Here is a 12,132-nt window from a genome sequence, read left to right as displayed (position 1 = left end):
GCCATGTTTAAAAACTATCTGAAAATTGCATTCCGTAACATCTGGAAAAATAAAGGGTATGCCTTTATCAATATCGCCGGTCTGTCGCTGGCATTTTGTATCAGCGTATTCCTGCTTCTGGTTGCGTACTTTCAGCTGACATTCGACTCTTTCCATGCAGATGGCGACCGGATTTTTGAAACCTACTTTTTCGAAAATATACCTGAAAAACCAGAGCGTTCGACTTCCATGCCTTATCCTTTGACACCGGCATTGAAAACGGAATTTTCGGAGATTGAAGCTGTTACCAGGGTTGTGAACGGCGGTGATGTAGTGGAGTACAACGGTAAATATTTTGACAAAATGTTCAAATATGTCGATCCGGAGTTTTTCAACATATTCTCGTTCCCTTTGGTGAAGGGAAATGCTGCCTCCGCGCTCGGTAATCGTAGCAATATTGTGATTTCGGAGGACATGGCTAAGGCTGTATTCGGTACGGAAGACCCAATCGGGAAAGCATTGTTGATTGGCCTTGATCAGCATAAGAAACAATATATAGTTAGTGGTGTGGCGGGTGATTTTCCGGATAATTCCTCCATCCAGTTTGACGCGTTTCTAAGGGTTGAGAATGCCCCGAATTATGCCGGAGATTACGACAAATGGGATTCCCATTCGCATAATATATTCGTGAAGCTGATTCCCGGTGCAAGTGCAGAATCAGTTGAAAAAAAGATGGCGCCATTTATGCAGAAGTATTTTCCCGGGAATATCAAAGCATTGAAAAAACAGGGAGCTCAGCCAGACGAGCGGGGCGATATTTACACCATTCGACTTCAGAAACTTGCTAATGTTCATTTCAACGTTGATTTGTCTGGTGGTTCCAATGCCGCACTGGTATATGCACTGATTGGAATTGCCTTTTTTATCTTACTGATCGCGTGTATCAACTTTATCAACCTCAATGTAGCAAGAGCTTTTATCCGTTCCAGAGAGGTAGGCGTCAGAAAGTCGCTGGGAGCACTGAAAAAGCAACTTTTTGTTCAGGTGTGGGGAGAGGCAGCTTTAATTTGTCTGGCTGGTTTTGTTGTGGGGTTATTACTGATCGTTCTGTTTTTAAATACCTTTAACGCCACTTTTCAGACTAAACTGAAATTGGACTACATGCTGCAGCCAGACAAACTGGCGCTTATTTTCGTGTTGTTTATCGTTGTAACAGTGATCGCAGGAGGTTATCCCGCCTGGCAGATGTCCCGCATGAATGTCGTGGAAGTGCTGAAAGGGAAGGTTTCTATGAAGAAATCTGGTATACTGCGAAACTCGCTTATTATCACACAGTTTTCATTATCCTGTTTGCTGATATGCTGTTCAATTATCGCGATCCGCCAGGTGGATCATCTTCGTACTCAGCCGCTGGGTTTTGAAAAGGAACAGGTGATCAGTATTCCGGTAGGAAATAAGGTGAACGGACAGATAGCTATCCAACGTATGCGTAATAGTCTGGCCAGCGATCCGGGAATTATTTCTTTAACAGGGTCGGGTGTTAATCTCGGTATTGGCAAAGACAGAAGTTCATCAAGAAGTGTGTCGGGTTTTACTTACAAAGAGAAAGAAGTTTCTACTGACTGGCTCGGAGTAGATTACGATTATTTCAAAACGCTGAATATCAAATTGCTGGCAGGTCGTGAATTCGATCCGTCTTACCCGGCAGATTCTGCAGACCGGGTTGTCATAACCGAGAGTATGGCTAAAATGATAGGAGAGGCTGATCCTGTTGGTAAGTTTTTCCAGACAGACAGTGCAGGTGCCCACATTCAGATTATCGGGCTTGTTCCTGACTTTTATCTTTATTCATCCAAAAGTGATAAAAAACCTATTACGATTCATCTGGAGAAAACGCCGTCGTATATTTTCGTACGTGTAGCTCCCGGCTCATTGGCGGCTTCAATGGATAAGCTTAAGAAAGTCTGGAAGGAAATTACACCCGAGTCGGACTTCCAGGGATCGTTTATGGATGAAAATACCAACAACTGGTACAAGGAGGAGCAGCACATGTCCAGCGTATTTAGTCTGGCTGCCGGAGTTGCGGTATTTCTTTCCTGTCTGGGTTTGTTTGCAATAGCGCTTATTGTGATGGAACAACGAACGAAAGAAATTGGGGTAAGAAAAGTGCTCGGTGCAAGCATTCCTGAATTGGTATATACATTATCAAAGGACTTTGTAAAACTGGTTATTGTTGCCATTTTGATTGCTTCACCTGCTGCGTGGTATTTCATGCAGCAATGGCTGGACAACTACTCCTACCGCATAGAAATTAGTCCGCTCATTTTTGTAGCTGTCGGAGCAGTAGCAATCATCATTGCAATTGTCACAGTCAGTTTCCAAAGTATCAAAGCCGCAATGGTAAATCCCGTAAAATCATTACGTAGTGAGTAGAGGGCATGGGGTTTTGGGCATGGGGCATAGGGTGCGCGTAACCCCGAGCCCTTTGCCCCGAGCCCCATGCCCCAATCCCCATGTCCTTCCCCCCATGCCCATAACTCTAAGTCGATGCTAAAAAACTATCTCAAAATTGCAGTACGTAATCTTTGGAAGCATAAAGTTTTCTCATTGATTAATATCCTTGGCCTTTCCGTTGGGATGGCTGCCGGATTTCTGATATTCCTTTATGTCAATTTTGAACTGACATATGACCGCTTTCATTCCAAAGCGGATCGGATTTACCGGATGGTTACAGATGTGCAAACTCCATCTGAAACAATCAAGGCTGATATTACAACATGGACATATGCGCCATTTGCCAAACAGGAGTTTCCCGAGATTGAAGCATATGCACGTACAGGAGGAGGCAGCTTTCTGGTTCGCAAAGGAGATATCAAGTTTCAGGAAAATAATACACTTTTTGCAGATTCCAGCCTGTTCAGGATATTTGATTTTAAGCTGCGTAAAGGTAATCCGGCTACTGCACTGAAAGAGCAACTGAGTGTCGTTTTTACAGAAAAGGCGGCAAAGAAGTATTTTGGTGACAGCGATCCGATCGGACAAACGCTTCTTTTGTCATCAGAAGGCTTACCGGCAACTGTTACAGGGGTAATGGAAAACATTCCTGAAAATTCCCAGATCAAAGCCGATATGTTCATTTCTATGTCTACTTTGACTCAGCGTTTTAACAAAAATCTGGACAGTGAATGGGGGAATTTTGGAGCGAGCAGTTATCTGTTGTTAAAGCCAGGTGTAAATCCTGCTCAACTTGAAAAGAAGTTTCCCGCTTTTCTGGAGCGGCATGTGGGGAAACTGATGGCAGAGATGAAAATGCATTACACTATACTCCTGGAGCCATTTGCTGATGTGCATCTGCTTTCGGACCGTGCTTCTGACGACAAGGGAAGTATGAATAACGTATACGTTTTCTCGGTAGTTGCACTTTTTATTTTACTGATTGCCTGTATCAATTTTGTAAATCTTACTACGGCACGCTCCGCTGAAAGAGCCCGTGAGGTAGGTGTAAGAAAGGTAGTTGGGGCGCCACGCACTTTGCTGGCAAGGCAGTTTATTATGGAATCGGTTCTTATTTGCCTACTGGCATTTATAGTTTCCGTCATTTTGGTTGCTCTGTTTATTCCTGCATTTAATACCCTTTCAGGTAAAATTATCAGCACAGGAATCGCCGCTGAATGGCCATTTGTCGGGGGAATGTTCATGGCGGCTATCCTGATCGGTGTGCTGGCAGGTTCTTACCCTGCCATCGTGTTGTCGTCTTTTGAACCCGTAGTAGTGCTGAAAGGTCGCTTTACAATAAGTGTGAGAGGAATATTACTGCGTAAAGGTTTGGTGACTTTGCAATTCGGAATTTCGATAGCGCTGATTATTGCCACAATTGTAGTGTTTACGCAAATGAATTTTATGCGAAACCGGGATCTTGGTTTTAGTAAAGATCAGATGCTGGTGATAGATACCCAGGGAGATGCCGCACAAAAGGCATTTAAGGAATCATTGAATGGCATTGCGGGTATCAAATCTACAACTGTTTCATCAAGTGTTCCGGGTGGAGGGAATTCCAGTGCCTATTCCAACATTCAGAATCATGCAGGTGATATGCAGGCAGCAAATCTGGATCTATACTTTGTAGACTACAATTACCTTAGTCAATACAACCTGAAACTGGCAGCCGGTCGTTCCTTTTCCAGAGATTTTGGTACGGATAGCACGCAGGCGATGATCATCAATGAAGCTACGGCCAGGCTTTTTGGCTATAGCAAACCAGAGGAAGCAATAGGTAGAAAATTCAATCAATGGGGGAGAGAAGGGACGATCATTGGTGTAATCAAGGATTTTCACTATCGTTCCCTGCAGGAAAATATAAAACCGCTGACTATGCGTATGGATGCCAACAGAGGTGAGCTTGTTTCGGTGAAGATAGACGGCGGAGATTTAAAGAACACCATTGCTGCAATTGAGGACAAGTGGAAAGAAATAATGCCGGTACGTCCTTTCGACTATTATTTTATGGATGAGTTTTTTGACCGTCAGTATCGCAGCGAAGAGCGATTTGAAAGCCTGTTTTTAAACTTTGCGATTCTGGCTATTTTCATTTCTTGTCTGGGACTGCTTGGGCTTGCTTCCTACAGCACTATGCAGAGAACGAAGGAGATCGGAGTTCGTAAGGTGATGGGCGCGTCTGTTGGAAGTATAGTCGGATTGTTATCGGCGGACTTTTTGAAACTGGTAATGATTGCCTTTCTGATCGCTTCGCCAATTGCTTATTATGGAATGTACAAATGGCTTCAACACTTTGCCTACCGTACCGATATTCACTGGTGGATTTTTGCCGCTGCTGCAGTACTTTCGACTTTAATCGCTTTTGCTACTGTAAGTTTTCAGAGTATAAGGGCTGCTCTGATGAATCCGGTAAAATCGCTCAGGAGTGAATAGAAATAAGGCGTGCAGGGCACAAAGCAGGGTGTAAAGAGCCCCAGCTTTGTGCCTTTGATGCGCTACTTCCAGCCCCAGGGTGCTGTAGGGTTTTCCTCAGTTTTGGTCAAATCGAAAGTGACGGTAAAAAGACGATCAGAGCCCATTCTGCGTAAATTGTAAGAAAACGATTCCTCATCCAAAGTGATCCACCATACGTTTGTGGCTGCCTGTGGGAGCAGATCAACAGTTTGCTGGTCTGCGGGGAAAACCTGAATCCCTGCTGAACCCGAATTTGTCGCTTTTCCACCATACTGCGTTACTTTGTCTTCACTTCCATCCGCATGGCGATGGTCATGTTTGAGTTGAATCCGGTCATTTTCTAAGGTGAGTACCCAGGTTCGGGATTTATCTTCGCCCACAAAAAATGGAATGCGAATCGTTTTGTCCTCGCAGGAACGTACATGCATCACCAATTTTTTGCCAGCAAAATCTGCATTCGCAGGTGTGCTTGTCAGGCTACCTTCAAACGATTTTCCACAATGTTTCTCAAGCATTTCCCAAAATTGAACAGCCGCGCTTTTGTCCTGAGCCGAAACGGAAAGAGATAAAAATAGGAATACAACGGCGATCAATTTTTTCATATACTGACAATGCTTAGAAGATGAGTAATTGACAAAGATAGAGATTTGCCGGTAAGGTACATCCCTCAGAAACAACATGAAACAAGAGCTGCGGTTCACCGTTCCAAAGCGAACGTTTGTGTTCATTTTTGAACAGTTATTTATCTTTATTTTCGTGTAAGTATCTAATTTATAGACTGTTATTATTCACTAATTCGCTGGCGCGCTATTTGATCAGCAAAAGTGGAAAAAATAACATCCTATGAAACGAACCTATCTGGGAGAGTTTGAAGAAATCGTTCTGCTCACGGTGGCTGTCAACGAAGGGCAGGCTTATGGAGTAGTGCTGATGAACGAAATCACAGAACAAACCGGTCGCGACGTTCGTCTGAATCAGGTGCATTCGGCGTTGCAGCGATTGGAAGATAAAGGAATGGTAAAGTCAACCCTGGGCGAACCTACTGCCGAACGTGGCGGAAGAAGGAAACGTCTGTTTACTGTGACAGCTTACGGACATCGTACGTTACAGGAAATTCAGGAGGTGAGAGTAAGTTTTTGGAGCAGATTGGTGAATCCTTTCAAGCTGATAGTGCACTAAACCCCATCGTCTCATGACAAAACAGGACTTAAAACCACCTCTGTTCGCAGTTCGTTTCCTGACCTGGCTGATTGCCCCTCACTTGCTGGAATCCATTCTTGGCGATATGCAGGAAACATTTGACCAAAATGCAAAGCGCCTTGGCAAAAGAAAAGCCCAATGGATGTACTGGTCAGAAATGCCTGGTTATATCAAACCCGAATTTATCAGAAGAAAGCAGAATACATATCAGTCATCACCCATAATTAGCCATTACATGATTCGTAACTATTTTAAAATCGCTATCCGGAATTTCAGGAATAACAAAGCATACACTTTGATTAACGTAATCGGTCTGACGCTCGGGCTGGCTTGCTGTGTGCTGGTGTTTTTTACGGTGCGGTATGAACTCAGCTTCGATGCGCATCACAAAGATATTGGTCAGGTTTACAGGCTTTTAAGGTATACAAAGGAACGCGGTGACAAAGGTTTGGCTACAGGAATACCTCTGCCTGTACTGGATGCGTTGAAAAATGACTTCCCTGCTCTCAAAAACCAGATTGCATGTACTTACGCATTAAAAGGAACACTGGTAACAGTTGAGCAAGAAGGTAACAAGAAAAAGTTCGACGAGGACTATTATGCTATAGCATTTGTGGGACCTGAATATTTCAGGTTGTTGAATTATGAATGGATTAAGGGTTCGCCGGAAGCCTCGCTGACAAATCCCGGTTCGGTAGTCTTATCGGAAAAGCAGGCAGAACGGTATTTCGGGAAAGCAGACCCAATGGGTAAAACTATCAGAATTAACAATCAGAAAGATTTTGTGGTCAGCGGATTAATTGCTGACCCTCCTGCAACGACTAATTTTCCCTTTACGACCCTGATTTCGTTCTCTTCTCTCAAAGATTATGGTGCCTATACGAACTGGGACGATTGGGCTTCATCTTATGGAGGCGGACAAATGTATGTCAAACTGCCGCAGTCAATGAACCAGGCTGATTTTGAAAAACAGCTGACTGGTTTTAACAAAAAATATTATGATGCCAAAGCTGCTGCAGAAACTAGTTTTATACTTCAGGCAGTTAATGATATTCATTTCGATAACAGAACAAGCAACTATGCCGGACGTACCATCAGCAAGGGGATGATCTGGACTATGGTACTCGTCGGTAGTTTTATACTAATTGCAGCTTGTGTCAATTTTGTAAATCTGGCGACGGCCCAGGCTATACGGCGGTCCCGTGAAGTGGGCGTCAGGAAAGTTTTGGGTAGTACGCGTTTTCAGCTGCTGCGGCAATACTTCTCCGAAACAGCTTTTATCACCGTTCTTTCGGTTTTACTTGCTTTGATTGCGTCTCAACTTGCATTGCCGTATGTGGCCTCAGTTTTAAATATTCCTGCTCAGGGCGTTATGTTTATATCTGATCCTGTGGTTTTGGCTTTTATGTTTGCTCTTGTTGTGATCACAACCATTCTGGCAGGTTTTTACCCGGCTATGGTGTTGTCTGGTTTTCAGCCTATCCTGGCTTTAAAAGGTAAAGTAAAAACGGGAGGGAGCGGGCAGGCTCATTTGCGCAGAAGTCTGATCGTTCTTCAGTTTACCATATCTCAGGTGGTTCTCATTGGTACTGTGATTGCTTACAATCAGATGCAGTATTTCCAAACCATGGATTTAGGTTTTGAAAAAGATGAAATCGTGAACATTACCATTCCTGAGTCGGATTTCGCCAAAATGGAATCGCTGAAATCCAGACTGGCATCTGAGACAGGTATCAGGTCTATGAGCCAGAGCCAGTTTACTCCTATGTCGCAGAGCAATTGGCAAACGGGTTTCAAGTATGAAAATGATACAGAGTTCCTGAACTTTGAGATTGTCATGCGACCGGCTGATACCGCTTATGTACATACTTATGGAATGGAAATGGCAGCCGGGAGAATGTACCTCCCATCCGATTCCATCAGAGAGTATGTAGTGAACGAGGCATTCGTGAAGGCCATGGGAATGAAAAGGCCGCAAGAAATCATTGGAAAAAGAATGGCTATTGGCGGATCGGATTACAAGTTCCCTATCGTAGGAGTGATAAAAAACTTTAATACCTACAGTTTGCACCGCGAAATTATTCCATGCGTGATGACGACTTTGAAAGGGAATTATTCTAAAATGGGTATCAAATTATCTGCCCATTCAGATAAGAACCTGTTGAGCAGAATTGAAAAAGTTTGGTCATCCGTTTATCCTGACTATCTGTTCAAATATACTTTCTACGACGAAACGCTGAATAGTTATTATTCGAAGGAAGAAAAACTGTTTTCATTGTTCAGAATACTGGCAGGTATAGCTGTTTTTATAGGATGCCTGGGACTGTATGGTGTGGTTGCATTTATGGTTGAATCCCGTACAAAGGAAATGGGAATACGTAAAGCGATTGGCGCCACAGCATTCAATATTTTCGGACTTTTCTCGATCGATTTTGTAAAACTGGTCGTGATTGCTTTGGTGATTGCATCACCTGTTGCCTGGTACGGGATGAGCCAGTGGCTGCAGGATTTTACTTACCGGATCAGTATCAGCTGGTGGATGTTTGCAGTTACAGGAATTGTTGTGATTTTTATTGCTCTCATTACTATCAGTTTCCAGAGTGTGAAAGCCGCTTTAATGAATCCCGTAAAAGCGTTAAGAAGTGAATAAAAGGAAAACAGCCGGCAGAGTTGAAAGGTCTGCCGGTCGTTTATATTATTGAGCAATACCGTACTCTATGATTTTACGTACTCGTCGGGTTCCTGATCCTATGATACGGTAACCGACAAATTCTCCGTTTTCCTGCAGGTAATCAAAGTTGGTTTGCTCATCTACAATCAAACCCACATTAGCAGCATACTCCTTGTATCCAAGCCTAAACTGCACAATTCCTGCTGTGTCTGCTCTTTCAGAGACTTTAATCGTTTTATCGAAATTGAGATTATCGATTGCAAGTGCCTGATTGATATTTTCATATTTATGCAACGTGTTATGACGGGGATCGGTATCTTCTACTTTGAAATAACGATAGCCATCCCATGTTACCTGCGGACTATATGGGAAAACCAGTGGCATCAGCACTTCATTGTCCAGATTGACAATCACTTTGTCGGGATCGTGACGAACACTGTATTCTTTTGTTTTCTGCCACGATTGTGCAGCAGTATTTCTCGTGTATCTAGAAACGATGAAAACTTTTGTTCCCGCGGAGTCCTGACTCACACTTGTCACTTCATCTCTTTCCTGCCATGCTTTCAATACCGGATTGGCATTCCCTGCAGAATAGACTTCCTCATTTACCTGATAAATCTGAAACTGTCCGATTTCCAGGGGATAATAATTGTACGGAGAGATAGGGTCTGTTCCGGAGTCTTTATTGCAGCTCTGAAACATCAGCATAGCACCCAGGGCTAATCCCGATACTACAGTGGAGATACGACGTATTTTTTTTGTAAATGTAACTTTCACAGGCGAGTTTGTTTATTTCTTATTCAGAACGTGGTTTACGTTTATTCTGGTATACATCTGCAAATTTAAAGAAACGACTTTTAAACCAGAAGTTTTTCTCAGAAAACAACCGTCCGTTCGCAACAGACTTATGGCTATACCTACATCTTTTTGATAGCATGGTCAGAGTCTGATATACTCTATTCCTATTTTATCGGTAAATATCTGCGATTCATCTACCCTTACAGCTTATTGGTAGATTGTACAATCCAGTGATTAAACTGCACTCTTAAAATCCCCTCTAACCATCATTAACAAACAAATTTAAATTTTAGAAACCATGAAAAAGAGCATCATAGCCATCGCAGCATTAGCCGTTTTTACTGTTACTAACAGCTTTTCTCAGGCATATAAATCGAACGGACACGACGGTCCTGTGTACGTAACAAGCAGCCGGACAACTACAAATGTGACCGACATGGAATTGAGAGAGCTGGATCGTATCGTGTCTTTGACCAGAAATCAGGAAAAGGAAATTGCAAAGATTAAGGATTACTACGCAAGAGTATCGAAAAACGCTAAGAAATCACAAACCTGGGCAAGCGTTAACCGCCTGGATGAACAGGAGCGCCACGATATTCTGGAGGTGCTGAGTTCTGCTCAATTGAAAAAGTTAAATTCTTATCAATACGCGGTTAAAGACAATAGTAAAAACAGAGTTAATGTTCGTAACCGTCCCAACAGCAGAGGTTAATATTGAAGTAGTTGAGTAAGCCATGAAACCATTCATTAATCACTTTAAATTATCAGAAACCATGAAAAAGACCATCATAGCCATCGCAGCAGTTGCCATTCTTACCATCGGAAATGGTTTTGCGCAAAGAGGAAATTTTCCGAATGACCGCAGTTACAATCATCAGAGAGTTGATAATGCCCGGGAAGAATATGAGATTAACAAGCTGGATCGAATTGTAAATCTGACGCGCAAGCAGCAGAATAAGATTAAGAAAATCGAAAATAAGTATGATCGTCTGGCTGTCGGAAACAGACGTCCTGTAAGCATGCAGCAAAGAAGAGCGTGGGAGGTGCAAAAGCAGCATGAGATTATGGCAGTGCTCACTCCCAAGCAGCAACAACGATTACTCGTTTATGAAAGAACGCAGAAGGGTTTTCCTCAGGACAACTGGAAACGAAGAGGATAATATAACTAAGCCATGAAAAATAAGCCCCGCCTACAAGTTTGATGAATTTGTGGCGGGGCTTTCTTTTTAGTTGGCAGGATCTGCCGGAGTGCTGGTATTGTTTTGTCGTTCGGTAGTCGGGTAGGGATACCAGTTGCGGTTACGCTCTGTATCCGGCCTGCCGAAGCGTCTCGAATCTTCCAGTTTTAATCCCGACATGAAAAGCTCAATACAGCGGTTTCTATAGATTTCTGTCAGAACCGAAGCTGCATCAGTAGCACCGGAGTAAGCAGGAAGACCTGCTCCCAAACCCCATACATCCGTCGTTTTGGTTAATACCTTATCCAGTTCGGCGATGGCTTCCGTCAGTTTGCTCTGTCGTGCCAGTATTTCCGCCTTTATAAGCGTGATCTCCCCGGGAAGGTATACAGGCACCGCTGCATTGTTGGCTGTGAAAAACCCCGTTCCTAAATTTCTGGAAGGCGTAGCCGTCTGTGTATAAAAACTGATTCTTTTATCGCCTGTAGCTGGTTTAAGCGCATCAGGAAGGCCAAGAGAAGTATTGACAGGTTCGGTCACGTTCCGGTTTCCGAATGAAAGAAAGAAGATTGGATTCTGGCTTACATCGTCAAAATTGAAGGCTGATTTCTTGGTCAGATCCACCTTGTTGGCTGCGGCAAGAGCTTTGTCATATTCTCCGAGCATCAGACTGTAGCGTGCAATAAGTGCCTGAGAGGTGTTGGCCAGATCGACACTATTGACAACCTGTCGTGTAAAATCAGCAGATGGAGGAGTAGCCAGCACAGCTGCGGAGGCTGTTTCCAGGAGAGTAACCGCCTCTTTTAGTACATCTTCTCTGGAATTAAATGCTATGTTTTTTCCTGTCTTAATCGGCGCCTGTTGCCAAAACTCCGCGATGGTGCCCAATGCCAGTGCTTTAAAGATTGAAGCATAAGCAACCAGGCCGCTCCTAAATGCAGGATCTGTTGCTTTATCCAGATTGTTAAGAACGATATCGGCATTGGATTTGGTAAGGTGGCATTGCGCCCAGAGTGTGGTGATGGTCGCATTGTTGCCCTGCACGTTGCCGGAGCCTTTGCCGAGCAGGTCGAGATCGGTGTTCCCTGCATTCAATACCACCAGCTCTTTGGTTGTGAGTCCGTTTGCAGAGATAAAATTATAGAGCCCGCCGCTCATAGAATATCTGAACTGCAGTCCGTTGGCGAGGGTGATGAGTCCGGTAACATCGTTAATGACCTGCCCCTCTGTTGTTGAGCTTGGGTTGAGATACTCCTTTTGCTCGCAGGACGCAAAAGCCAGCATGGTGGCAGTAAGTATTGTATATATGTGTGTCTTTTTCATAGAATCAAATAGTTAAGTGATCTTTAACCGCGT

Annotated in this window: 9 protein-coding genes; 6 read left to right on the top strand and 3 right to left on the bottom strand. The window is 43.6% G+C overall.

Annotation, left to right across the window (positions count from 1 at the left end):
• The first annotated feature begins 3 nt into the window (after window positions 1-3).
• Both DSL64_RS22450 and DSL64_RS22445 read left to right on the top strand, forming a co-directional pair.
• The gene (locus DSL64_RS22450; RefSeq protein WP_115833185.1) at window positions 4-2,412 is read left to right on the top strand and encodes an ABC transporter permease; all 2,409 of its coding nucleotides are present in this window, start codon (window positions 4-6) and stop codon (window positions 2,410-2,412) included.
• Window positions 2,413-2,526: 114 nt separating this feature from the next.
• Window positions 2,527-4,908 (top strand): ABC transporter permease, encoded by a 2,382-nt coding sequence (locus tag DSL64_RS22445; protein WP_115833184.1) that lies wholly within the window; start codon window positions 2,527-2,529, stop codon window positions 4,906-4,908.
• A gap of 62 nt (window positions 4,909-4,970) precedes the next feature.
• Here the strand turns inward: DSL64_RS22445 and DSL64_RS22440 are convergent, their stop codons facing one another.
• On the bottom strand, window positions 4,971-5,531 hold the full coding sequence (locus DSL64_RS22440) for a hypothetical protein (RefSeq protein WP_115833183.1): 561 nt from the start codon (window positions 5,529-5,531) through the stop codon (window positions 4,971-4,973).
• 241 nt (window positions 5,532-5,772) lie between these two features.
• Here DSL64_RS22440 and DSL64_RS22435 point away from each other — a divergent pair, with 241 nt between their 5' ends.
• Both DSL64_RS22435 and DSL64_RS22430 read left to right on the top strand, forming a co-directional pair.
• Window positions 5,773-6,108 carry a PadR family transcriptional regulator gene (locus DSL64_RS22435; protein ID WP_115833182.1) on the top strand — a complete coding sequence of 112 codons (336 nt, stop codon included), beginning with the start codon at window positions 5,773-5,775 and terminating at the stop codon, window positions 6,106-6,108.
• Between the two features lie 13 nt (window positions 6,109-6,121).
• Complete coding sequence (locus tag DSL64_RS22430) at window positions 6,122-8,779, top strand: ABC transporter permease (RefSeq protein WP_229217186.1); 2,658 nt, start codon at window positions 6,122-6,124, stop codon at window positions 8,777-8,779.
• A 45-nt stretch (window positions 8,780-8,824) separates the two neighbouring features.
• On the opposite strand, the gene DSL64_RS22425 is transcribed toward DSL64_RS22430, so the two are convergent.
• On the bottom strand, window positions 8,825-9,577 hold the full coding sequence (locus DSL64_RS22425) for a hypothetical protein (RefSeq protein ID WP_147300407.1): 753 nt from the start codon (window positions 9,575-9,577) through the stop codon (window positions 8,825-8,827).
• Between the two features lie 319 nt (window positions 9,578-9,896).
• Here DSL64_RS22425 and DSL64_RS22420 point away from each other — a divergent pair, with 319 nt between their 5' ends.
• Together DSL64_RS22420 and DSL64_RS22415 are read left to right on the top strand one after the other, a co-directional pair.
• Window positions 9,897-10,310: a hypothetical protein gene (locus tag DSL64_RS22420; protein WP_115833180.1), complete on the top strand. Its 414-nt coding sequence runs from the start codon at window positions 9,897-9,899 to the stop codon at window positions 10,308-10,310.
• Between the two features lie 61 nt (window positions 10,311-10,371).
• A complete protein-coding gene (locus tag DSL64_RS22415; RefSeq protein ID WP_115833221.1) occupies window positions 10,372-10,758 on the top strand; it encodes a hypothetical protein in 387 nt (128 codons plus the stop codon).
• Between the two features lie 66 nt (window positions 10,759-10,824).
• Here DSL64_RS22415 and DSL64_RS22410 read toward each other — a convergent pair whose 3' ends face one another.
• Complete coding sequence (locus DSL64_RS22410; RefSeq protein ID WP_115833179.1) at window positions 10,825-12,099, bottom strand: RagB/SusD family nutrient uptake outer membrane protein; 1,275 nt, start codon at window positions 12,097-12,099, stop codon at window positions 10,825-10,827.
• Window positions 12,100-12,132 lie beyond the last annotated feature (33 nt).

Origin of the sequence: Dyadobacter luteus (assembly GCF_003383615.1) — a bacterium.
GTDB lineage: Bacteria > Bacteroidota > Bacteroidia > Cytophagales > Spirosomataceae > Dyadobacter > Dyadobacter luteus.
The sequence above is the reverse complement of the archived record's forward strand: the minus strand, read 5'-3'. Positions and strand labels throughout refer to the sequence as shown.

What these genes read in the sequence shown, in the direction of transcription:
- DSL64_RS22450 (WP_115833185.1), top strand. Translation starts at nt 4, where the DNA reads ATGTTTAAAAACTATCTGAAAATTGCATTCCGTAACATCTGGAAAAAT.
- DSL64_RS22445 (WP_115833184.1), top strand. Translation starts at nt 2,527, where the DNA reads ATGCTAAAAAACTATCTCAAAATTGCAGTACGTAATCTTTGGAAGCAT.
- DSL64_RS22440 (WP_115833183.1), bottom strand. Translation starts at nt 5,531, where the DNA reads ATGAAAAAATTGATCGCCGTTGTATTCCTATTTTTATCTCTTTCCGTT.
- DSL64_RS22435 (WP_115833182.1), top strand. Translation starts at nt 5,773, where the DNA reads ATGAAACGAACCTATCTGGGAGAGTTTGAAGAAATCGTTCTGCTCACG.
- DSL64_RS22430 (WP_229217186.1), top strand. Translation starts at nt 6,122, where the DNA reads ATGACAAAACAGGACTTAAAACCACCTCTGTTCGCAGTTCGTTTCCTG.
- DSL64_RS22420 (WP_115833180.1), top strand. Translation starts at nt 9,897, where the DNA reads ATGAAAAAGAGCATCATAGCCATCGCAGCATTAGCCGTTTTTACTGTT.
- DSL64_RS22415 (WP_115833221.1), top strand. Translation starts at nt 10,372, where the DNA reads ATGAAAAAGACCATCATAGCCATCGCAGCAGTTGCCATTCTTACCATC.
- DSL64_RS22410 (WP_115833179.1), bottom strand. Translation starts at nt 12,099, where the DNA reads ATGAAAAAGACACACATATATACAATACTTACTGCCACCATGCTGGCT.